Annotated in this window: 17 protein-coding genes and 1 pseudogene; 13 read left to right on the forward strand and 5 right to left on the reverse strand. The window is 57.7% G+C overall.

The features are described 5' to 3' along the window. Positions 1-136: 136 nt before the first annotated feature. The 4 genes from QCL65_RS22295 (at position 137) to QCL65_RS22310 (ending at position 6,969) form a co-directional block, all read left to right on the forward strand. Complete coding sequence (locus QCL65_RS22295) at positions 137-685, forward strand: TetR/AcrR family transcriptional regulator (RefSeq protein WP_407312675.1); 549 nt, start codon at positions 137-139, stop codon at positions 683-685. Further along, a complete protein-coding gene (locus QCL65_RS22300) occupies positions 682-1,833 on the forward strand; it encodes a YbfB/YjiJ family MFS transporter (protein ID WP_407312677.1) in 1,152 nt (383 codons plus the stop codon). Before QCL65_RS22295 ends, QCL65_RS22300 begins: the two co-directional genes overlap by 4 nt. 265 nt (positions 1,834-2,098) lie before the next feature. Next, positions 2,099-3,586, forward strand: coding sequence for a SulP family inorganic anion transporter (locus QCL65_RS22305; protein WP_407312679.1), 1,488 nt, complete (start codon positions 2,099-2,101; stop codon positions 3,584-3,586). 71 nt (positions 3,587-3,657) lie between these two features. After that, positions 3,658-6,969 (forward strand): DEAD/DEAH box helicase, encoded by a 3,312-nt coding sequence (locus QCL65_RS22310; protein WP_407312681.1) that lies wholly within the window; start codon positions 3,658-3,660, stop codon positions 6,967-6,969. Between the two features lie 126 nt (positions 6,970-7,095). Here the strand turns inward: QCL65_RS22310 and QCL65_RS22315 are convergent. The 5 genes and pseudogenes from QCL65_RS22315 to QCL65_RS22335 form a co-directional block, all read right to left on the reverse strand. Next, positions 7,096-7,530: pseudogene (locus tag QCL65_RS22315) on the reverse strand (PAAR domain-containing protein); the annotation flags it as partial. Then, positions 7,527-8,138, reverse strand: coding sequence for a DcrB-related protein (locus QCL65_RS22320; protein WP_407312683.1), 612 nt, complete (start codon positions 8,136-8,138; stop codon positions 7,527-7,529). The pseudogene QCL65_RS22315 and the gene QCL65_RS22320, both read right to left, overlap by 4 nt. 12 nt (positions 8,139-8,150) lie before the next feature. Further along, positions 8,151-10,001 carry a type VI secretion system tip protein TssI/VgrG gene (tssI, locus tag QCL65_RS22325; protein ID WP_407312685.1) on the reverse strand — a complete coding sequence of 617 codons (1,851 nt, stop codon included), beginning with the start codon at positions 9,999-10,001 and terminating at the stop codon, positions 8,151-8,153. 34 nt (positions 10,002-10,035) lie between these two features. Further along, on the reverse strand, positions 10,036-10,737 hold the full coding sequence (locus QCL65_RS22330; RefSeq protein ID WP_407312687.1) for a hypothetical protein: 702 nt from the start codon (positions 10,735-10,737) through the stop codon (positions 10,036-10,038). Positions 10,738-10,739: 2 nt separating this feature from the next. Continuing rightward, positions 10,740-11,759, reverse strand: a complete 1,020-nt coding sequence (locus QCL65_RS22335) for a hypothetical protein (protein ID WP_407312689.1) — start codon at positions 11,757-11,759, stop codon at positions 10,740-10,742. 713 nt (positions 11,760-12,472) lie between these two features. On the opposite strand from QCL65_RS22335, the gene tssB reads away from it, so the two are divergent. Genes tssB through icmH form a run of 9 tightly spaced genes read left to right on the forward strand, consistent with a single transcriptional unit; the run spans position 12,473 to position 23,297 of the window. Continuing rightward, entirely contained in the window at positions 12,473-13,006 is a 534-nt protein-coding gene (gene tssB / locus QCL65_RS22340) for a type VI secretion system contractile sheath small subunit (RefSeq protein ID WP_407312691.1), read from the forward strand. Between the two features lie 14 nt (positions 13,007-13,020). Then, positions 13,021-14,523: a type VI secretion system contractile sheath large subunit gene (tssC, locus tag QCL65_RS22345; protein ID WP_407312693.1), complete on the forward strand. Its 1,503-nt coding sequence runs from the start codon at positions 13,021-13,023 to the stop codon at positions 14,521-14,523. Positions 14,524-14,562: 39 nt separating this feature from the next. Further along, on the forward strand, positions 14,563-15,045 hold the full coding sequence (gene tssE, locus QCL65_RS22350; RefSeq protein ID WP_407312695.1) for a type VI secretion system baseplate subunit TssE: 483 nt from the start codon (positions 14,563-14,565) through the stop codon (positions 15,043-15,045). After that, positions 15,045-16,865: a type VI secretion system baseplate subunit TssF gene (gene tssF, locus QCL65_RS22355; protein WP_407312697.1), complete on the forward strand. Its 1,821-nt coding sequence runs from the start codon at positions 15,045-15,047 to the stop codon at positions 16,863-16,865. The genes tssE and tssF overlap by 1 nt, the downstream gene beginning before the upstream one ends. Further along, positions 16,829-17,899: a type VI secretion system baseplate subunit TssG gene (gene tssG, locus QCL65_RS22360; RefSeq protein WP_407312699.1), complete on the forward strand. Its 1,071-nt coding sequence runs from the start codon at positions 16,829-16,831 to the stop codon at positions 17,897-17,899. Before tssF ends, tssG begins: the two co-directional genes overlap by 37 nt. After that, positions 17,896-20,496, forward strand: coding sequence for a type VI secretion system ATPase TssH (tssH, locus tag QCL65_RS22365; protein WP_407312701.1), 2,601 nt, complete (start codon positions 17,896-17,898; stop codon positions 20,494-20,496). Before tssG ends, tssH begins: the two co-directional genes overlap by 4 nt. A gap of 25 nt (positions 20,497-20,521) precedes the next feature. Continuing rightward, positions 20,522-21,244: a type VI secretion system lipoprotein TssJ gene (gene tssJ, locus QCL65_RS22370; protein ID WP_407312703.1), complete on the forward strand. Its 723-nt coding sequence runs from the start codon at positions 20,522-20,524 to the stop codon at positions 21,242-21,244. Further along, positions 21,241-22,584 carry a type VI secretion system baseplate subunit TssK gene (gene tssK / locus QCL65_RS22375; protein WP_407312705.1) on the forward strand — a complete coding sequence of 448 codons (1,344 nt, stop codon included), beginning with the start codon at positions 21,241-21,243 and terminating at the stop codon, positions 22,582-22,584. Before tssJ ends, tssK begins: the two co-directional genes overlap by 4 nt. Beyond that, a complete protein-coding gene (gene icmH, locus QCL65_RS22380) occupies positions 22,581-23,297 on the forward strand; it encodes a type IVB secretion system protein IcmH/DotU (protein WP_407312707.1) in 717 nt (238 codons plus the stop codon). The genes tssK and icmH overlap by 4 nt, the downstream gene beginning before the upstream one ends. Positions 23,298-23,300 lie beyond the last annotated feature (3 nt).

Here is a 23,300-nt window from a genome sequence, read left to right on the forward strand (position 1 = left end):
GCCAGGCCATGGTGCATTGCCGCCGCGGCGGCAAACATTAGACAAATCTTAATTGGTGGCCGTATGCCTTTACCGGAGGAGGCAAGGCCCATTCCTGCCCCTTGACCTGTAAAGCGATCGTTTTACACTCAAGCCCATGGACAAACGAACCGCAATCATCGCCAGCGCCGAACGCATCTTCGAAGCCGAAGGCTTTCGTGGTATCGGCATCGACCGCATCATCGCGCCTTCTGGCGTGTCCACCCGAACCCTCTACAAGCACTTTGGCTCCCGGGACGGGCTGGTGATTGCGGTGCTGGAGGCCCGGCACCTGGCGTTTATGGCGCAACTTGCCGGCGAGGCATTACCGGCCGACCCCATTGGGTCGCTGTTCGATACGCTGCGGCGCTGGGTTGAGGTGCACGGCGCGCGCGGCTGCCTATTGTTGCGGGCCTATCATGAGTATGCCGAGGCTAACGAGGCCATCGTTCTGCTGGTTCAGCGGCAGAAGGTCGCGTTCCAGGCTGAGGTCACTCGGCGCGTGCAGGCTGCGCTGGGCCGCGACGAGGCCGAACTGGCTTCTCAAGTCTGGCTATTGCTCGAAGGGGCGACGGCGGCGGCGAGTGTGTCGAGGGCTTCGGTTATTAATGACGCCAAAGGGGCTGCGCTGGTTTTACTGGGCGGCGTCAGGGCACGCCGCCTATGAAGCGGGGTGTCAATCTGGTCGGGGCCGCCTTTGCCTTGACCGCTTTGTCATACGGGCTGGCGCGGTTTGCCTATGGCCTGCTATTGCCGCAGATCCGTGAGGATCTCGCCCTGGATGTGAGCACGGCAGGCTGGATTGGGGGCAGTGCCTTTGCCGCCTATTGTGTGGGCATCCTCTTCGCATTCGTCAGCAGTGGCGCGCTCAGCCCCCGGGCATTGGCCCTCATGGCGGGGCTGTCGGCAACGCTTGGGATGGGCCTGGTGGTGTGCGCATCATCGGCCTTACCCCTGGGCCTGGGTATCGCCCTGGCCGGGTTGAGCACGGGGCTGACCTCGCCGCCGCTCGCCAGTGCGGTGTCGGCCCAGTTCAGCGCTGACGCGCGCCCCAAAGCGAACGCCGTTATCAATGCCGGGACCGGCGCCGGAATTGTCTTATCCGGCTTAGCGGCCTTGGTCGCGGCGGGCGCGTGGCGGGAGTTGTATGCCCTGTTCGCGCTGGTCGGCGCAGGTATTAGCGTATGGCTGTGGTTCGCCATATCGCCGCGCAGGCACAGCGAAGCGGCGGGTGTTTTTTCCTTTAGCCGCCTACGCCGGCCTGGCCTGCTGGCCTTGTGCTGCAGTGCTTTTCTCATGGGGCTGGCGAGCACAGCGGTGTGGACCTTTGGTGCGGACATTTTGCGCAGTGAGGCTGGCTTCTCCCCGGCCTACATTGCCGCAGCCTGGATCGTCCTCGGTAGCGCAGGCCTCGGTGGTGCCTGCACTGGCACCCTGACCCAGCGCGTCGGTACGGGCAACCTGCTCACGGCGGCGCTGGTAGGCATCGCCATGGCCACCCTCGGCTTGGCAATAGTGGCCAATGCGCCCCTTGGCGGTTTTGCGGCCATGGGCGTATTTGGGGCCACTTATATCGTGGCCACTAGCGGCTATTTGATAAAAGGTATCGCCCTGCTGCCGGACCGCCCAGACCTGGGTATCGGCCTGCCGTTTCTTGTGCTCGCCCTTGGCCAAACGGTCGGTACACCGCTGTTTGGCGCCTTGCTGGAGGCCACTGGGGTGGTTAGCGCGTTGGCCACATTTGCGCTCGCGGCTTGCCTGGCAATCGTCGTTCAGCCGCGCGGGCGAGCGGTGCACTCGTCGGCTAGCGGTTGAATCTGCAACTTCTAGCCGGTTAACATTGTTTCTCGATTTTTCAACTAATCGAAGGAATCCGCCTTGCCTCGTTCCAACTGGCTGCCTACGCCGCCTTAGCGCTACGCCCCCTCGCAATACCTTGACCGCCACCTAGCTGCGGTCGCCCTTTGCTGTGCCCATCTTTTTGGTCGCCGCGCCCCCAAAACCTAATTGAATACAGACGCACGTGCATGGCTCAGCGCCCGACGCTGCGCGTTATGCCGTGCCTGCTATGGGTAAATAAATGCTCGAAAAAATCAAAGCGGCCTGGCTGTCGAATATCCGGGCTGATGTGCTCGCTGGCGTTGTGGTTGCACTGGCCCTTATTCCAGAAGCCATTGCGTTCTCCATCATCGCTGGCCTGGACCCTAAAGTCGGGCTCTACGCTTCATTTTGTATCTGTGCCGTCATTGCCTTCGTCGGCGGCCGCCCCGCGATGATCTCCGCCGCCACCGGCGCCATGGCGTTGTTGATGGTCAACTTGGTCAAGGATCATGGCCTGCAATACCTGTTGGTCGCCACGCTGCTCTGTGGCGTGTTGCAAATCATCGCGGGTTATCTGCGCCTCGGGGAGTTGATGCGTTTCGTCTCCCGTTCAGTGGTGACCGGCTTCGTCAACGCCCTGGCGATTCTGATCTTCATGGCGCAATTGCCGGAACTGACAAACGTCACCTGGCCGGTGTACGCACTGACCGCCGCTGGCTTGGCGATCATTTACCTGTTCCCCCGCTTGCCCGTGATCGGCAAATGGCTGCCCTCCCCGCTAGTGTGCATCGTGCTGCTGACCGCCTTTTCGGTGTACATGGGCCTGGACATCCGCACGGTGGGTGACATGGGCACGCTGCCCGACAGCCTGCCGGTATTCATGTGGCCCGATGTACCCCTGAACCTGGACACCCTGTGGATCGTACTGCCCTACTCGGCGGCGCTGGCCGTGGTGGGTTTGCTGGAATCCATGATGACGGCAACCATCGTCGACGATCTGACGGATACCACCAGCGATAAGAGCCGCGAATGCAAAGGCCAGGGCATCGCCAACATCGCCAGTGGGTTGCTTGGCGGCATGGCCGGTTGCGCCATGATTGGCCAATCGATGATCAACGTAAAATCCGGCGGCCGCACGCGCCTGTCGACCTTAAGTGCGGGGGTGTCCCTGCTGATCATGATGATCTTCCTCGGTGACTGGCTGGCGCGTATTCCCATGGCCGCCTTGGTGGCCGTGATGATCATGGTGTCGATTAGCACCTTTAGCTGGGCCTCGATTGGCAATTTGAAGCAATACCCGCTCTCGACCAACATCGTGATGGTGGTGACCGTGGTCGTAGTCGTCGCCACCCACAACCTGGCGTTCGGCGTGGTGGCGGGAACCCTGTTAGCGGCCATGTTCTTCGCCAACAAGATTGCCCACTACCTGGATGTTCGCTCGACACATGACCCTGCTCGCAGCCAACGGACTTACACGGTGGTTGGCCAGGTATTCTTCGGCTCGGCCGATCGTTTCACGGCGTCGTTCGACCTCGAAGAAGCCGTTGAAGCCGTGACCATCGACTTGCGCGAAGCGCACTTCTGGGACATTACCTCCGTCGCCGCGCTCGACAAAGTGGTATTGAAGCTGCGCCGTGGTGGCACCCAGGTCGAGGTGATCGGCATGAACCAGGCCACCGCCACCTTGGTGGACCGGTTTGGTGTGCACGACAAACCCGATGGCATCGATACGTTGCTGAGCCATTGAGCGAAAGGCCTGGCGGCCCTCAAGGGCCGCCTTCACGGTGTACACTGCCTACTTCGAAAACGGACAGTCGGATGTATACGTTGGCCTCGCACGATCAAGAAACATTGCTCGCCATTCTGGACTACTGGCATAAAGTCGAATTCTTTATCCCCTACGGCCTGGATCAACGCCTCGACGATCTCGAGCCATGGCAATTCAAACAGCTGCTGCGCGAGACGCTAAGCACTGACTCGCTGACCCTGGATGTACCCACCGACCGAGAAGTGCGCGGCTACACGCTGTACTTGGGCGTGTTCGACAAATCGGCCATCAGCCAAGTGTGCGACAGCCTGGCGTTGACCAATGACGAGCGCGCTGACCCTTTGCAGGCCTTTGAAGAAGAGGCGCGCGGCGACCTGGAAGGCATCAGCTGTTTTGCCAAGGTCGGCTTGGACGCCGCCGGGCATATTCGTCTGGACTCCGTATCCATTTCTACCGCGCCGTGGGCCATGGGCCAAACCCGCGCCCACGGCTTGAGCGCGCTGGGCTATGACGCCTTTGCCGCGGCGCAACAAAGGCTAATCGCGCTGTTGGGCAATTTTATGAGCGCGCGCGGCGGGCTGGCCGGGCAACCGCTGGCCGCTGAAGAAGTGGCTCAGTTGCATGGGTTATTGTGCAATTGGGCGGGTTTCTGGCCAGACGCCGAGCAGCCCCTAGCCATCCTGGAAGCCTGGGTCAAGCCCCGCACAGAGGCGAGCGAAGGTGAAAAATCACAGCCAGCTGCACAGGCGCAACCCGCCGCCGAAGAGGACGAAACAGAAGAAGAACCGGCCGACCTCGATATCCTCAACAGCTTCTACATCAAGGATATCGAGCGGGCCATTCAGAGCGTACGAAGCGGCGATATACCGGCCGCCCTGCACCGCTACCTCATCCCGCTGGCGCCACACGCGCGCATCGACCTGTACAGCGAACAGGGCCACGCCGCCTTGATGCAGGGGCTGCGCCCGGGTTTGATGAACCTCGGGCACTGGTTCGCGTCCCCCCGGCACCCCATGAGTTTGATGCAGCAGTTCGCCTTGAACCAAAGCCGTCTCGAACTCCAAAACAACGGTGTGTTCTCGGTAAACGGCCCGCCGGGCACAGGCAAAACCACGCTGTTGCGCGACATCTTCGCCGACAACATCGTACGCCGTGCCAGGGTACTGGCGGGCCTGGCCACGCCCGACGCGGGGTTCGTCAAAGACCGCATCACCGTACGCTTTAAAGGCGCGGATGAACCCGTGAAAGTGCGCCCCTTGATCGACGCATTGACCGGCTTCGAAATGGTCGTGGCCTCGACTAACAACGCCGCGGTAGAAAACATCTCGTTGGACTTGGTCAAGCGTAAAGCCCTGGATGAGGCCTGGCCAAACATCAGCTACCTGCAACCGGTAGCGCACAATTTGGCGTTGCAGATCAGTAAACAGGGGGTCAGTTCACCCGTGGGCAAGGAGATGCCCTGGGGCCTGCTGACCTGCGCCCTGGGTAACTCGCGTAACCGAAAACACTTCAAAGAGCGGGTGTTCATCAATGTGTTTGCCAGTGAAAGTGCTGAGACGCCGCTGACCCTATGGCGATGGCTGGCCACCCCGCACAAGACATCCTTCAATGCCGCCCAAACGGCCTTCCAACAAGCCGACCTGGCCGTTGAACAGGCGCTGGCGATGCGCGAGCGCCTGGCTGACTTATATGACCAACTGGGTCAACAAACCTACGAGGGCTACGTCGCGCAGTGCGTGGCCGAAACCGCCACTGCCCAGGGCACAGTCGACCAAATCAGCGCATCGTTGAACGAGGTCATCGCCCAGCAAAAGGCGCTGCAACACACCCTGCTCGGGCTTACTGAAGAACAGGCGCTCATCGACCGCACGGCTCCGCCATGGTGGGCCCGCTGGCTACGCATGGCCGAGGCGAAGGCCTACACCGAACGGCGCAAAGCCAACGCCCAGGAACAACTGGCCGCCCACGGTCAGGCCAAAGCGGCTGGCGTCGAGGCAACCCGGCTGGGCAAGGCACAGCGCGAGGCCGCAGACCTGTTGCACGCCAGCGAGCAGCGTCTCGCCGAGCGTACGGCAGCCTGGCAAGCGCTGCAGCAGGAACGCTTAGATCTTGAGCAACAGTTGGGCAAACCGGTACTACCTAGAGCGCTGGGCGAACTGGAAACCGATGCTTTCCAAGTGCAAGGCGTGTGGCACGACGAACCACTGGCAACCTTACGCTCGCAGCTCTTTGCCGCAGCCCTGGCGCTGCAAGAAGCGTGGCTCCACCAGGCCGGGCAAACAGGCGGCGCACTGCGCAGCAACCTGGTGGCCGTGTCCAAAGCCGTGGCGGGCGAACCCATGGAAGACCCACGCCACGCCCTGGCCATCTGGCAAAACCTGTTTATGGTCATCCCAGTGGTGTCCAGCACCTTCGCCTCCTTCGCCAATCAGTTCCGCGACTTGGGCCCGGGCGCACTGGGCTGGGTATTTATCGACGAAGCCGGCCAAGCGGTACCCCAGGCAGCGGTGGGCGCACTCTGGCGCGCCAAGCGTTGCATCGTGGTGGGCGACCCATTGCAAATCGAACCCGTGTTCACTCTACCCACACGCCTGATTACCGCCCTGGGGCAACTGTCGGCGGTCACCGCCAATGACCACTACGCACCGCACCGGGTGTCGGTACAAACCCTCGCCGACCAGGCCAACCGCTTTGGCACCTACGCGACTGTGCAGAATCAACGCCTGTGGATCGGCAGCCCGCTGCGCGTGCACCGGCGCTGCAACGACCCCATGTTCAGCCTGGCCAACCGCATCGCCTACGACGACAAAATGGTCTACGGCCTGGCGCAAAGGCAACCCAGCGCACCCACCCTGTTAGACCTGCCCAGTGGCTGGATCAACATCCCCGGCACGGTCGCCCGCAAACAAGTGGTCACGGCCCAGGTCACGTTTATCGCCGACACCATCGTCGCCCTGTTCCAGCGCGACCAAAAGCTCCCGGAGCTCTACGTCATCTCGCCCTTTCGCGCCATCCGCGATGCCGTTCGGCAAACCCTCATCCACGCCCAATGGCAAGGCCAGTCGCCGAGCAAAACCACCCTTCGGCAATGGCTGAAACGCAGTGTCGGCACCGTCCACACCTTCCAAGGCCGCGAACAGAAGACCGTCTTTATGGTACTGGGCACCGACCCCAACAACCTCGGCGGCGCCCAGTGGGCAGCGTCCAAACCCAACTTGCTCAACGTCGCAGTCACCCGCGCCCAGCACAAGGTATTCCTGGTGGGCGACGCACAGCTGTGGGGGGCCCTGCCTTATTTCAAGGATGCGCTGGTGGGGGATGTGGCGATGCCGGTTTGGGGGCGGGGGGATGTGAGGGTTTAGGGGGTGCTGGACAGGGCCAAGAGCCTGGGCGATGGCTTTATTGCTCAGGCTCTCAGGCAGCCACTTTGGATTGTAATAGGGGCTCAATGCTGAATTCTTTTTGGGACCTGGGGCCACTTCTGTTTAGCCGCCAATAAAAACATTAGCCGAGCCTGCACTAATCTTCGCATCGCAAGCGATCCGATCCCCTGCCCGAGCCGCGGGCATACTGTTTATGTAAACGCTGCTGCTGCCCTGAGCAATGACCCTCAACTTAGAGCTATGTTTATCGCACTTAGCAGTGTCCAGATGCGCCCTGGCCGCTGCTCTACCATTGATATGAACGTTACGGGAGCCGCTGGAAATCTGCCCAGCCATATGATCACTGGCAGACAGACTTGCAGACAATGCTTCTATTGCGCTCCCTGCTGCTACCGATGCCCCTACCATCACCGCCGCAGCTAACCCATTGGTACTGCCTATCGACGCGCCGCCGATAGCCCCGATGGCTAGCCCCGCCAGCAGTCCGGTTAATGAGCCGGTGTGCTCTACCGGGTCGGTGACCCTCGCGGCTTGGCTCATATATTCGTTGCCACTTCATCATCCACAGAGAACCGCTGCCTAAGCTGGATCGACTCAACAATTGAATAAAAGGCGGATCGCTCCTCAGGTGTCATCCCTTTTGGGTGATTACTGGTCCCGGTGACCTGCATCAACAGCGGCTGAGAATGCTCATCATAAAGTAAAAAAATTAACTGCAACTGGTGCACTAGCTGCCCCTGCTGACGCCAGGTGAACTCAACACGTCGAGCATCGATTCCAGCCACTATGGCAGGGCAAAGAGGCTCTACCCATTGGAGATGAAGTAATGACTTTGCAAGGTCTGCCAGCAATAGCTGCGTCATAGTTTCCAAGTCACTGTCGCCGCCGATGGGAGTACGACCTATGACAAGCGAGAAAGGGCTCGGCGCAATATCCGTCAATGTAAACACGTGGAAGGTCTTATCTGTGAAGCTGATGGGACGAACAAAACTCAATTCATTGGTAATAAACCGCTCGCAGCGTGGGGGCGTAGCCGCCGCAAGCCGCTTCTGCTCAGTATTTGCAGTTTTGGCGTGGAGCTGTTCCTGAGTGCGCTGTTCAGAAATACGATCATACATACTTCCCGTCTGAGATTTATATCGGCGCATACGGCTCGCCTTTTAATTCGCGGACTTGTTAAGATTGATGATGTTTTTCCCTTCGACGTTTACTGTAATACCCGACAAGTCTATGGTCCCATCGGCGCTCATGATGAGCTTACTGGAGCCCACCTCCATGACTATGGATGTCGCCGCCTTGATCTTGATCTCCCCGTTATCAGACGTCACGTAGTACGAACCCTTTTCGACAGCAATGCTGGCATCCAGCGTGATCGTCTCAGAATGCTTACCTTTGACTTTAATATTAAGATCAGCCCCGACTGCATGGCTTTCATCACCTTCAGTACTGATATCTAGATTACGCTCCGCGTGCAGGCTAACCTGCTCAGCACCGGCCTTGTCTTCGAAGCGAAAAAAATTAGCATTAGAGGCTTTTCCATTAATTGAGCGCGTGACAAAGCCAGTCTGGGTTTTGTTCTGCGGAAGCGTCCATGGAGGCATATTCTGACTGTTATATAAGCTACCCATGACCAAAGGCCGGTCAGGATCGCCGTCGAGGAATACCACCACTACTTCATCGCCAACGCGGGGTATCTGGATGCTGCCGAAACCGCCGCTGGCACCGGATTGGGCGACGCGAACCCAGCAGGAGCTTTTATCGTCGAACTGGCCCTGGCGGTCCCAGTGAAACTGCACCTTCACGCGGCCAAGGTTGTCGGTAAATATTTCTTCCCCGGCCGGGCCTACAACGATTGCAGTCTGAGGGCCACTGATGGCGGGTTTGCGAGTGTTCATTTGTGCGCGGTAGGCGATTTTCTTGCGCACGCATACAAATTTGTTGTGGTAACCGGCCTGCCCCCCGGTGAGGTAATTGTTGCTTCCACGATGCTCCACACTGATGAGCAGAAACTGTCTATCATCGACAGAACCGGCGTCGTGAACGTAGTGCTGGGTTAGTTCGAAGGTGGAACCCGGTTTCATGGCACGGCAGTTACTATCCCCGAAGAACGTCTTGCCTAACAACTCCAGCGCCTCGATGCGGTTACGCACCAGAGATTCGCCATCGGTGTAGGTTCCATGGGTATATTGGCCAGGGAAGTCATAGACTTCGTAACGGTCAACTTCGCCTTGCTGGGTCAAGCTGTCCATGGAAACCGGCAAGCGATTACGGGGCTGCCGGTAGTCGAATGTCTGAACCGAAATTTTACCCGCCAGCAAGCTCCGCTGTGCCGACCAATGGGTGATGGAATCCGAAGTCTCGGTCACTGAAGCCGTGTGGAAGCGGATCTGTGGTTGCTGGGTGAGCGGTGTCAGGGTATTGGAGTTGTCGGTTATCACCATCAAATGGGAATCGGCGGTGTGTTCAAAGTAGTAAAAAAGGCCGTCGCCTTCCAACAGCCGGTGGATAAAGTTTTGGTCACTCTCGCGGTATTGGGTGATGTAACTGTAGCGCTTGAGTGGCTTCTGCAGCCGAAACTCGTACTTGGGTAGCGCACCAAAATCGCTGAAAACCTCCACCACCACTTCTTCCACGGTTTTATCCTGGAAGATTCGCGAATCGAAGCGACGGCCGAGCATCCACAACCAAGGGCCCAAAATAGCCGAGTAACGGGAAATTCCACCGTCACTGCCTTGGGTAGCAAAGCTGTTGATGTATCCGTTCAGGTAGCGGGTGGCGCCATCGGCCAGTTCAATTTCGATTGTCGCCGAGCGGCCCATAAGCGATTTGAGCTCTACATCCGGCGTCTGACTTAGTAGAGAAAGCTCAAAATTGTAAGGCTTGGACAGCGCTTCATTGCCAAAAAAATGCTCTAACAACAGATCTTCCCCGGCCGCAGCCGCAGAAGTCGTGAACTTGAACAAGCGACGATTTTGCAAGTTCAGCAATGAACTGAGTTGTTCCATCAGCATGAAAATCTCCTGAAAAGCGTACCGCCATCCGACATCAATTGTGGCGCTGTGGTTTGAACAGACGGCCTATGACAGAAGCCATTCGCTTTTGCCGAATAGCCTCCAGCTCCATAAACCTGTAGTAGACACCTTCGCGCTCCTCTCGCGCCTTTAGCGTACGCAGTGCAGTAATATTGTGGCGATGGTAGACCAGCATAAACACTGAAAGGGCGAGGAACAGCAGCACTAGTAAGGTCGCTGTTGAGCGGTAGGCAATCAAAAAAGGCCCGAGCAACACGCCAAGCCCTGCACCAGTGCCGGCCAGGAGTCTACTGTCACATGGCATTTCACCAACCTCCACGCGCGTATCATTGAAATGCAACGGTGAAACCGGGCTACTCCACGCATATAGAGCGGCATACCCACCCGCTGTCGCTAGAGCCGGCAGTACACTCAACCCAGCAGACATTCCAGCACCGAGGTGCATTTGCTTGTGGAACACGATCATCAAGCCCAAAGCCGCCAATGCGGGCCCTATCGCCAAGTTACAGAACATCAGGAAGCTGCCATAAGTGCTGAGTCTTTCGGTGCGATAGGCGCACTGGACAGCACAGAAAAACAGCCCGACCAAGAATATTCCGACAGGGGCGGCTAATAATGTAGGGTACATACCAGCGTATAGTGAAAGGATGATCAAAAAGAACGCCCACGCAGCAAATACCTTGCTGATATACCGTTGCGGCTCGATAGTGAACATTGTCAGTTCGCCCCCGTTAACCAGTCACCAAACTCGGTACTCCAGCCTGTGACGCTATCGCTCATCGCGACGTGAATGATCACACCCGTGACCATTGTTACCGCAACCACGATAACCGCCGGCCCGCTGACCAGGGCGCCGACGACAATGCCGCTGCCAAAAGCCAAAGCGTTAGTAGGCTGGCTGTAGGCTGACTTCCTTAGAATTTCGCCCGGAGTTGAAGACGTACTAACGTCTATATATAACTGAGGGCCGAAAGCGAGCAGCCCGCCTACGCCAGGACTTGACAACACTTTGCCGACACCTTTGAGACCATAAGCTGCGGAATCCACATGCGCGCTATTGCGCAGAGCCTGAGCCGTATTAAAAGCAGGAACATGAACGACGTTTCCTACGCGTTTTCCTGCTACACGATATATATTGGCCTGAGCGTTGGCCGGAATTTCAAACATCAGCGCGCTCCCGACTCGCACCAGCTTTATACGGCCTTCAAAAGCACGACGCGCGGACTGGCTGCTCTTGACGCCTCGCGTGGCCGCCCACTCCTTCAACTTCTTCTTTAGGGGCTCGCTGAGGTCTAGAATATCCTCAACACTTTTAACTTTGCTGGCTGAATACCCAATCGCGGCAATATTAGCTAAAGTGCCTGGAAGGTTTGAACTTGAAAAGAGTGCGCCACCTACTACAGGGATGCTTTCAGCTTTAGCCTTGAGGGCAAGAAATTGCTCGGCCGAGACGTCGGCCGCTGTCCTCAGCTTGACCATGAGCTCGACCAATAGCGCCAAATAAATACTGGACTCGGCCCGGGTCAAATCGCTTTCGGCGTCAGTTAGCTCGCCGATGAGAAATTCGGCAGCGCTCAAGTCGTCAGTGGCATATAGCCCACCAATTCCGATGGTCGACGGGAATCGACGGGAAGCCACCACACTGGGCCAAGGCAAACTACCTTCCCCAAGTAAACCATCGTCAGGGTCCGCGCCCATGGGGTTAGCTGCTGTGCATGGGTAGAGTCCGCGGCTCATGGAAATAGCACCGTAGTCGTTGTTCTAGAGCCGGCACGGGCTGCGCGGGTATGTTCTCGATTCTCCATCAAAATGATTGAACTCCCCATTTCCATCTATGTTTAACCGACACTGTATCCACACCAAGCCCGTCCAGCTTCAAAGTATCTAAAGGAAACACCCGCCCTTAGTTTGATGTCAAGGGCAAGAATATTTCAGAGAAAAACATGGCTTTCTGACGCCACGTGAATCGCAAAGCTAAATGCCAGCTGAAATAATTCAGAAAAATGCCATTTAGCCATGTCCCTCAAAAACTTAAGGAGCTGTTACATTTTTTAACCCGCTGAGGCTTTCCTACAAAAGTTTATTTAGTAACGGATTGCCCGCTAGGCGCCATTGCGCTGCCGTCATCTGCAGACCGAACGCAGGCTGCAAACGGTTGGCTCGCAGCATAAAAACCATAGCTCAAGCGAGTGCATTAATAATAGAAACAAATTTCCCATGGATTAAAAGCTCGAACAAAGTATGTTCAGTTTCGGCATGGGCCACTCTCAGGATGAGGAAGAGATGATTCAAGCATTTGATATTGAAGTACTGGCTAATCTGAGGTCACAGATACTGTTCAGCGAGTATTTGCAATGCGCGCATTGCAGCCCGGTGATACGCATCACACGCGCCACGCAATGGGCCTTTACATAAACAATTTGCAACGAGTCACTGACACAGGAGGCACCATGGCGAAGCCAAAAAGTACACAGCACAAACTCAATCGCATCCGCGCGCCCCGTGTTCACATCACCTATGAAGTGGACATCGGCGATGCGCTGGAAAAGAAAGAGCTGCCCTTTGTCGTTGGCGTACTGGGCGACTTCTCAGGCAACCCGCTAGAACCCTTGCCGCGCTTGAAGGACCGCAAGTTTGTATTTATCGACCGCGACAACTTCAACGCAGTACTTAAGGGCATCAAACCTCGCCTGGCCTACTGGGTAGATAACACACTGGTCAAGAACGGTACCCAGTTGGGCGTCGAACTCAACTTCAATGCCATGGAGGATTTCGAGCCACAGAACGTCGTCAAGCAAGTCGAGCCGCTGCGCAAACTGCTGGAGGCGCGCAATAAGTTGGCCGACCTGCGCAACAAAATTGGCGGCAACGACAAGCTTGAGGAGCTGTTGATGAATGTGCTGCAGAACACTGAGAAGCTGAAGACGCTCGGCAAGGAATTCGGCCGTGAAGCCGCCATACCCGCCACCGACGGCAAAGCATGAGCAGGAGCCAGGCCATGACCTATAAGCAAGCAGCACTTCAGCAAGACAATGACCTGGTCGAAGTGGAAAACTTCGTGTCACAGGGGTCTTTGCTCGACAGCATCATTTCCGAAAGCCGTGTGGCCCGATCGCAAAGCGAACGCACCCGCACCCTTGACTTGATCGGCGAGCTGGTGAAGCAGGTCCTCGAAGGCGAAGTAACGCCAAGCAAGGACCTGATCGCCGTGCTCGACGCGCGTATTGCCGAAATCGACGCGATGCTTTCCGAACAGATGAACGAGATAGTGCACGCCAGCGAATTTCAGCAATTGGAAGCCTCATGGCGCGGTCTGAAATATCAGGTTGATCAGACCGAAACCAGCACTCTCCTGAAAGTCCAATTACTCAATACGTCGAAGAAAGATCTGGTCCGCGACTTGAAGTCGGCTTCCGAATTCGACCAGAGCGCGCTTTTCAAAAAGATCTATGAGGAAGAGTACGGCACGTTCGGCGGCGCACCGTTCGGCATGTTGCTTGGCGACTACGAGTTCAACCGCAGCCCGGAAGACATGTACCTACTGGAAGAAATCTCCCACGTGGCAGCCGCCGCGCATGCGCCCTTCATTTCCTCGGCGTCGCCTGAACTGTTTGGCTGGGACTCGTTCACCGACATGTCCGGCCCGCGCGATCTGGCCAAGATCTTCGACACCGTGGAATACGCTAAGTGGAAGTCGTTTCGCAACTCCGAAGATTCCCGCTACGTAGGCCTGACCTTACCCCACGTACTGGGTCGCCTGCCCTACGGGCCAAATACCACACCGGTCGAAGAATTCAACTTTGTCGAAAGTGTCGATGGCCGCGACCATGACAAGTATCTGTGGATGAACGCTGCTTATGCGCTGGGCACCCGGGTCACTGATGCATTCTCGCGCTATGGCTGGTGCGTGGCGATCCGTGGAGTTGAAGGCGGTGGTTTGGTTGAAGGGCTGCCGACCCACACGTTCAAGACCGATGACGGCGAAGTGGCGCTTAAATGCCCAACTGAAATCGCTATCACCGACCGCCGCGAAAAAGAGCTATCGGACCTGGGCTTTATACCCCTGGTGCACTGTAAAGGCACCGACTATGCCGCCTTCTTCGGCACCCAATCGGCGCAGAAGCAAAAGCTCTACAACACTGACATCGCCAACGCTAACGCCCGACTTTCGGCGCAATTGCAGTACATCTTCGCCACGTCGCGCATCGCCCATTACATGAAGGCGATTATGCGCGACAAGATCGGTAGCTTCGCTTCGCGCAAAGATGTCGAGTTGTTCCTGAACAAGTGGCTGTCCAGTTATGTGCTGTTGGACGACACCGCCAGTCAAGAAGCCAAAGCCAAGTTTCCTCTGCGCGAAGCCCGGGCCGAAGTGTTCGAGGTACCGGGCAAACCTGGTGTGTACAAGGCCGTGACTTACCTGCGGCCACACTATCAATTGGATGAGCTGACCGCGTCGTTGCGCTTGGTCGCTGAACTGCCGCAATCGACCCGTAACTGATAGAAATCTTGCTTCACCCCACTGGCTAGGGAGGCCCGCATGAGTAGTCCAAATCGACTGTTGCCATCGTTACTCGACCGGCTGCTTGACGACCGTCCGCAAGAGTCGGTCGAAGCGGCCGACCAGCTGTTGTGCACAGTCAGCGAGTACAAGGCGAGCATTGTTCGCGACCTGGAAACCCTCGTGAACACGCGGCAGAACCTGGTGGCGGGCGAACTCAAGGGCTTCGCGCAACTGAGCGGCACCATTCTGGAGTACGGCATGCCCGACTTCACCAGCAAGGGTGTGCTGAACCCACAGGATCGCCTGTTGATCCAGCGGCAACTGGAAACCGCCATTGCCCAAGGAGACCGCCGGTTCAGCCGAGTGAAAGTACAGCTCATGGCCGAGCAAAAAGGCCAGCGGCTGCTGACGTTTCGCATCAATGCTGTCCTCAGCCTACGGGATATCACCCGCCAGGTATCGTTCGATGCGGTACTGCAGGTCAATACCCAGGAATATAAAGTGCAGAACCTAATCTGATGCTCGACGATCTGCTGCCCTATTACGAAAAAGAACTTTCGCACCTGCGCTTCCTCGGCCAGGAGTTCGCCCAGGAGTACCCAAAGATTGCGTCGCGGTTACTGATCGAGGGCGATAATTGCGAGGACCCGCACGCCGAGCGCTTAATCGAGGCTTTTTCGTTTCTGGCCGCACGAGTGCACAAGAAACTCGATGACGAGTTTCCAGAAATCGTCGAGGCGTTCCTGGAAGTGCTCTACCCGCATTACCTGCGGCCCACGCCGTCGATGTCCATCGTCGAGTTCAACATGGGCAAAGTGGAGAAGGTGACCGAGCCTTACCACATCGCCCGGCACACCGAACTGCATGCCAACCCGGTGGAAGGCATCGTGTGCAAATTCCGCACGTGCTACCCAGTGCAGTTGGTCCCGCTGCAAGTGCATGAAGCAGCGTTCATCGAGATGGAGCGCTCCGCCTTCAACGGCCACAGCGCCGACATGGTCGCTCGGTTGCAGATCGGTTTACGCAGCCTGTCGGAGGCATCTCTGGGGCAATTGCCGTTCGATGAGTTGCGCTTTTTCATCGACGGCGAAAGCACATTGATGCTGCAACTGTATGAGTTGTTGTTCAACAACTTGGCCAAGGTAACGCTGAGCTTCGACAACGAAGGGCGGCGGCAGGAAGTCACGTTGCCGTCCAACGCATTGAAGCCCGTGGGCTTTGGTCTAGATGAAGGCCTAGTGGACTATTCGGAGCGCTCGTTCATGGGCTATCGCCTGCTGCACGAGTATTTCACCTTCCCCGATAAATTCATGTTTTTCGATTTGTCCGGTTTTGCCCGTACGCTCGCAGGCAAGGCCTTGGACAGCATCGAGATCAACTTCTATTTCACGCACTATGAGTTGGGTGACCGCTTGACGCGCCTGACGCAAAACATCGGGCGGCAAAACTTCAAGCTGAACTGCGCTCCCGTGATCAACTTGTTTCGCCAGCAAGCCGAGCCGATCAAACTCAGCCACGCCCAACACGAGTATGCGGTCGTGCCCGACTTACGCCTGCAGCGCCAGGCCGAAGTGGTCTCTATCGACCGGGTGCAGCGGGTCAAGAAGGTGGGGAGCCAGGAGCAGGCAGGGCCCTGTCATGCGTTCTTCGAGCCCCGTGGCACCCAGGCTGCGGGGGCCAGTTATTGGCTCGCGCGGCGGCAACCGATCCAGGGCGGCTCGGATATGTTTATCCGAGTGGTCGACCGCGACCTGGAACTACTCGACTCAAGCGAAGATACCCTGAGCATTCGCCTGACTTGCAGTAACCGCGACCTGCCGCAACTGCTGCCTTTCGGCGGCGAGCGGGGTGAGTTCAATATTCCGTCGAACTCGGTGATCCAGGATATCCGCTGCTTGCGCAAACCTACCGCGACGGTGCGCGTACCTCTGGGCAAAGGTTTGATCTGGCGCCTGATTTCTCACCTCTCACTCAACCACATGTCGCTGGTTGGCCAGGGCCGTGAGGTATTGCTGGAATTGTTGTCGCTCTACAACCACCGCAACACCACGGCCATGCGCAAACAGATCAATGGCGTCGTCTCGGTCAGCAGCGAGCCGATCGTGGCTCGCATTGGCCACCCACGGCCAAGTTTTGTCCGCGGCGTTGGCGTGACGTTAACGCTCGACGAAACCCAATACACCGGCAGTGGTGTGTTTCTGTTCGCCATGGTGCTGGACCGCTTCTTCGGCCAGTACTGCAGCCTTAATAGCTTCACCCAATTGACCCTTTGCACGTTGCAGCGCGAAAAGAGAGTAGCCCAATGGCCCCCAAGAACCGGCGATCAACCCTTGGTCTGATCGACCAAGCGAGGGCAGAGCCATACCGATTCGAGTTTTTCCAATTGGTACGGTTGCTGCGTTTGCACTACAGCCGCGCTGGCCGGGTAAACCCGGAGACGCGGCCACACGACGACCCGCTGCGCTTTCGCTCGCAATTGTCGCTGAACTTCCCTGCCAGTGAAGTGAGCGATTTGCGCTTCGAACGCGCCGAAGGCTTGTCGACCAATGGGCAACCGTTGTCGGAATTGCATGTAACTTTCATGGGGTTAGTGGGGCCATCCGGGGTACTGCCGCGCCCGTACACCGAGCTATTGATGGACCGTCATATTCAACACCGTGACGACGCCGCCCATGCTTTTCTGGATGTGTTTTCCCATCGCATGGTGGCGCTGTTTTATGAAGCTTGGCAGAAGTATAAGTTTCACATCGAGTACGAGCGCAACGGCTCATCGAAATTCGACCGTCACTTGCTTAGCTTGGTGGGGTTTGGGCCGCAGGCGCAAAAGCTCAAGTTCGACGAGCATGACGCCCGTCTGCAGCGTGAGCTGTTCAGCTACTTTTCGGGGTTGTTTGCGCAGAAGCCGTGTAATGCGCTGAACCTGCAGGCCATGTTGGGCTTTTATTTCTCGCTGCCATTCCACGTCAAACCATTCGCCGGGCGCTGGCTAAAACTTGCGCCTGAGCAGTGCACCCAGTTGGGCCACAAGAACTGCGCCTTGGGCCAGAGCGCCGTCGCCGGTCACCGCGTCTGGGACTACCAGTCGTGTGTCTGCATAGAGATTGGCCCATTGGAGCTGCACGACTTCGCGCGTTTTCAGCCCGGCCACAAAGACTACCGCAAGCTGCTGGAACTGGTGCGCTTCTTTGTAGGGGTGGAACTCGACTTCCAGATCGCGCCGCGCCTTAAGTCGCAGGCAGTGCCATTGGCCCAACTGGGTCGCCAGGGCAACGTGGCGCTGGGTTGGCTCGGCTGGCTCAAACGCCCGGGCAATGGGGTGCAACCGAATCGCTACGCGCTCTTCAACATTCCTTTTGATGGGGTCTCCCTGTGAACCTGAATTCCCTCTTTGCCAAGCTGAACGATACCTGTCGCACTGCCACAGAAAGCGCCGCAGCTTTGTGCTTGGCCGAGCGTCATTACGAAGTGGATGTGGAGCACGTACTGCTGCAACTGCTCGAAAAAATTGACAACGACCTGCCCGCCATCTTGCGCCATTACGAGGTGGTGCCAGAGCGGTTGGAGACACAGTTGGTGACCGCACTCGGGAGATTTAAAAGAGGTAATACCCGCACTCCTGCCCTTTCGCCCCATATTACTCGGCTCATCGAGCGCGCCTGGGTGCTGGCGTCCATCGAGTTCGGCCAAGGGCAGATTCGCAGTGGCTACCTGTTGCAAGCCCTGCTGGATGACGACGAGCTACGCGGGGCGGTCGTGGCGAACGCCGCCGAGTTGGAAAAGATCAACGTTGGCGACCTGCGGGTGAATTTTACGGCCTTGACCGTAGGCAGCGCTGAGTCTCACCAGGCTCAAACACTCGATAACCAGCCCAGCGCCAAGCAGGGCGTAGTTAAAGGCAATGGCAAGACCCCGGCTCTGGACCAGTACACGGTCAACCTCACCGACAGTGCCCGTGAAGGTCGCATCGACCCGGTGCTGGGCCGTGAGTTCGAAGTGCGGCAGATGGTCGATATTCTCACCCGTCGTCGCCAGAACAATCCTATTCTGACCGGTGAAGCCGGCGTGGGCAAAACCGCCGTAGTTGAAGGCTTGGCCCTGGGCATAGCCAATGGGAATGTGCCTGACGTGCTCAGGGACGTAGCCATCCACACCCTGGACTTAGGCCTGCTGCAAGCCGGTGCTGGGGTCCGGGGTGAGTTTGAAAATCGCCTCAAGTCCGTTATCGAAGAAACCAAGCGCAGCCTGCACCCGATCATTCTGTTTATCGACGAAGCCCATACGTTGATTGGTTCCGGTGGCCAGGCGGGACAAAACGACGCTGCCAACTTGCTCAAACCGGCCTTGGCCCGTGGCGAACTGCGCACCATCGCTGCCACGACCTGGGCCGAGTACAAGAAATACTTTGAGAAAGATGCCGCCTTCGCCCGGCGCTTTCAAGTGGTCAAGGTCGAGGAGCCCAGCGAGGAACAGGCAATCCACATGCTGCGTGGCTTGCTCGGGAAGATGCAAGAACACCACAAGGTGGCGGTCATGGACGAGGCACTGGTGATGGCTGTGCGCCTGTCCAACCGCTACATCACCGGTCGGCAACTTCCGGACAAGGCCGTCAGCGTGCTCGACACTGCCTGCGCCCGCGTAGCCTTGGCGCAGTCCGCGCAGCCTGGTCGGCTGGAAGACAGCGAACGGCGCATCAACACCCTGCAAGCTGAAATCAAGGTGCTCGAACACGAGACCCTGCGCGGTAGCGACCACGCCCGCCGCCTCGCCACCCTGGCCAGTGCACTGGAGGCCGAGCAGGCCGCCCGTGAAGCCTTGCGTCAGCAATGGCAGCAAGAATTGGAATTGGTTAAAAACATCAGCCAACTGGGTGAAAAAGCCGACCCCGCTACGGCTGAAAAGCTCGCTAGCTTGCGCACAGACTTGGGCCGGATCCAGGGTGAACAGCCTCTGGTGCACGCGCGGGTCGATGGCGGCACCATCGGTGAGGTCATTTCAGGATGGACCGGGATCCCCTTGGGCAAAATGCTTCGCGACGAAATCGACACCGTGCAAAACCTGCCCAAGCTGCTGGGCGAGCGTGTCCTCGGGCAAGACCACGCGCTGGAGGAAATTGGCAAGCGCATCAAGGTATCTCGCACGCGCATGGAAGACCCCAACAAACCGATTGGCGTATTTCTGCTGCTTGGCCCCAGCGGTGTCGGCAAGACCGAAACCGCGCTGGCGTTGGCAGACACCCTGTACGGGGGCGAGCGCAATCTGATCACCATCAATATGTCCGAGTATCAAGAAGCCCATACCGTTTCCAGCCTCAAGGGTTCGCCACCTGGCTATGTAGGCTACGGCGAAGGCGGTGTGTTGACTGAAGCAGTGCGACGCAGACCCTATAGCGTGGTGTTGCTCGACGAAGTGGAAAAGGCCCACCCGGACGTGCTCGAACTGTTTTTTCAAGTCTTCGACAAGGGCGTGCTGGATGACGGTGAAGGCCGTGAGATTAACTTTCGCAACACCGTGATCATTCTTACCTGCAACACCGGCACCGAGCGGATTATGCAGTGGTGCCTGGATAGCGAGACGCCGCCGAGCCCCGAAGAAATCGTCAAGGGCCTGCGCGAGGAATTGAACCGGGTATTCAAGCCAGCGTTCCTCGGGCGTTTGAGCATCGTGCCCTACTACCCGGTCAAGGACACCATTCTCGAACGAATCGTCGCCCTTAAGTTGGAACGCATTCGCCAGCGCTTCGAGCGCAATCACCAAGCCGTGCTGAGCTACGACACCGAACTGATCAGCGCAATCGCTGCGCGCTGTACCGAAGTCGACAGCGGCGCACGCAACATCGACAACATTTTATCCAAGACCCTCATGCCCGAACTGGCGCAGCAGGTGTTGGAGTGTATGGCTAGGGACAAGCCGATCCATAGCCTGAGTATCAAGCTGGGCAGCGATGGCGATTTCGCCTACCGCCTGCGCTGATAGCGGCTACCACAGGTATCTCATGATGAGTCACGTACCCACAGCGTTCACCCGCTACCTGTTGTTGTTGGCGCTTGCGCTTGGCTTGAGCGCATGCGGCGTCACTGAGCGGATGGGCAAACGAGTCGACAACACCTGGGCCGGCGACGTGCTGTTCAGTAGCGCCGACAAACTGGTCTTGACCAGCGACGCCGGCAACCACCTGAACCCAGATGAGGCTGGCAAACCGCTTTCAGTGGTACTGCGGGTGTATCAGCTCACGTCCCTGGAACGCTTTGCCACGGTCAATGCCGACAGCCTCTGGCTGGAGCCGCAGAAAGCCTTGGGCAGCACGCTGGTCGATAGCCGGGAGCTGACCTTGCGGCCTGGCATCGGCCAGGTCGACACCATTGTACTACCGGCCAGTATTGGCTACGTCGGGGTAGCCGCTTTCTTCCGTAATGAAAAAGACAGCCGCTGGAAGGTGGCTTTCGACGCCAAGTCGTTGCGCAAGGAAGGGGTGTGGTCATCAGAGAAAGGGCTGCGCCTGCTCGTCGACAATAACTACATCTTGGCGACGCGAGGCAAGGATGTACTGGCCACGCCAATCACAGAGCGAGCGCTGGCCCGGGGCAACCCGATACCGGCGTCATCTACCCATCAAAAAGTGCAACTGCCCGTCGAGGACCAGGCGATCCGCTCGGCCAGGGACGCTGGCCAGAAAACGTTTGGCGCAAAATTCGATTCACGGATGGAAGACAGTCGATGAGCAAGCAAAGCAGGGTCATGTGGTCAGAAGGTATGTTTCTGCTGCCGCAACATTTTCAATACCAAGACGAATTCCATCAGCATCAGTTGGCCCAATCGATCCTGCGCAGCAGCCCGTTTCACTGGGGCGTGCAAACCCTGGAAGTAGATGAGGACGCCCTGACAGCTGGCTCCCTTCAGCTCAAGCGACTAAAACTGGTATTCCCAGATGGCAGCCTGTATGACGCGCCGCAGCAAGATCCCTTACCTGCCGTCCGGGACTTGCGCGAGCTACTGCAGGGCAACGACTTGAAGGTCTACGCAGCGTTGAAACTGGCCGAGCCATTTGGCCGCAATTATGTGGAAGACGGCCATGAAGGCAAAAGCGCGCGGCGCTTTCGTAAGTTTTACGACACCCTGCCGGACCTTAATGAAGGCGACCTGGAAAATGAAATCACCAGTCTGCGCCTGAACGTGACGATGCTCATAGATGGCGACAACCTTGACGGTTACTCGTGGTGTCCGGTGGCCAGGCTGTCTCGCAACAACATTGGTGGTTTCAACCTGGACTCGCATTTTGTTCACCCCACACTGCACTTGGGAAACCACCCAACACTGACGGCCATAGCCCGGCGACTGCTCAGTATTTTGCAAGCCAAGAGCAATGCTTTGTCCGGTCGCCGCCGTGAACGCGCCGACCAGATCGCCGAGTTTGGCACCAGCGACGTCAGCCTATTTTGGCTGCTTTATACCGTCAATCGCACCTGCCCCCACCTAGCACACCTGCTGGCGCACCCCCGCTTGCATCCAGAGCGGCTGTACCTGTTTTTGGCCGAGTTGGCGGGCAGCCTACTGACGTTTTCGCTCAATACCCAGCTCGCTGATATTCCCGAGTACGACCATCACGACCCCGCAGCGTCCTTGGTCAAACTCGAGGAATTGATAAGGGTGTTGCTGGATAACGTCATTCCCGACAAGTGTGTCGTGATCAACCTGACCCAACCCAAACCAGGCTACTGGCAGGGCCAGTTACTCGACCCGCGCCTGACGGTTGCCGACTTCTATCTTTCGGTACACGCCGATATGCCGAACTCGAGCCTACTGGAACTGGTGCCGCGAGCCATCAAAGTCGGCTCGCCGGAAGACATTGGGGTGGTGGTCAACAGTGCCATGCCTGGCGTGACGCTGGTGCATGCGGCCCGTGTGCCCAGCGATATCCCTGTGCGCCTGGACAACCAGTACTTCGCGATAGAACCCCATGGACGCGTGTATGAACGGATGATGGACGCGCAAGCCGTCTCTCTCTATGCACCCAGCGCGTTTATCAACCTCAAGCTCGAACTGATGGCGGTGCTCAGATGACCGAAGCCGTGCTGCAAAACTCCCCAAGAGCGGCCATTGAAAAGCCGGTGCTCAAGGACCTGGTTAAAGACTTCATGAGCATGGCGCTGATCATCCGTCATGGCCGTGAAGTGACGTCCAGTGCCGAGTTTGAAGACAGGGTGGACGCGTTCTTCCAACGCCTAGAACACGAAGCCCGTACCGCTTACTACAGCGCGGCGCAGGTCAAAGACACCCAATACGCGCTGTGTGCGTTTCTTGACGAGAGCGTGTTGCGTTCGGGCGAGCATAGTCTGCGCTTGCCATTCGAAATGCGCCCCATGCAATTCCGTTACTTCGGTGTGCATCTGGCGGGCGAAGGCTTTTTCGAAAAAATCGACGCACTGCGTAGCGATGTACGCGCCAACCTCGAAGTGCTTGAGGTGTACCACCTGTGCCTGGCATTAGGTTTCGAGGGCAAGTTCAGCATGGGTAGCCAGGACCAGCTGCGCTACCTCGCCAATACACTGGGGCAGGACATCGGCCGGTATCGCCAGGCGCCGAAAACCCTCTCGCCAGATTGGGAACTGCCTGACCCAGTGGCGCAGATGCTGCGTTATGAAGTACCGGTCTGGCTTTACTGGGTGGTGATCGCCCTGATCTGCCTGGGGGTCTACCTGACGCTGGACTGGATGTTGAGCAAAGACGTAGCGGCTTTGGCCGAGCAAATCAACCATTTGTTCGGTGCGGGTTAGGCG

It is taken from the genome of Pseudomonas sp. nanlin1, assembly GCF_045571515.1.
GTDB lineage: Bacteria > Pseudomonadota > Gammaproteobacteria > Pseudomonadales > Pseudomonadaceae > Aquipseudomonas.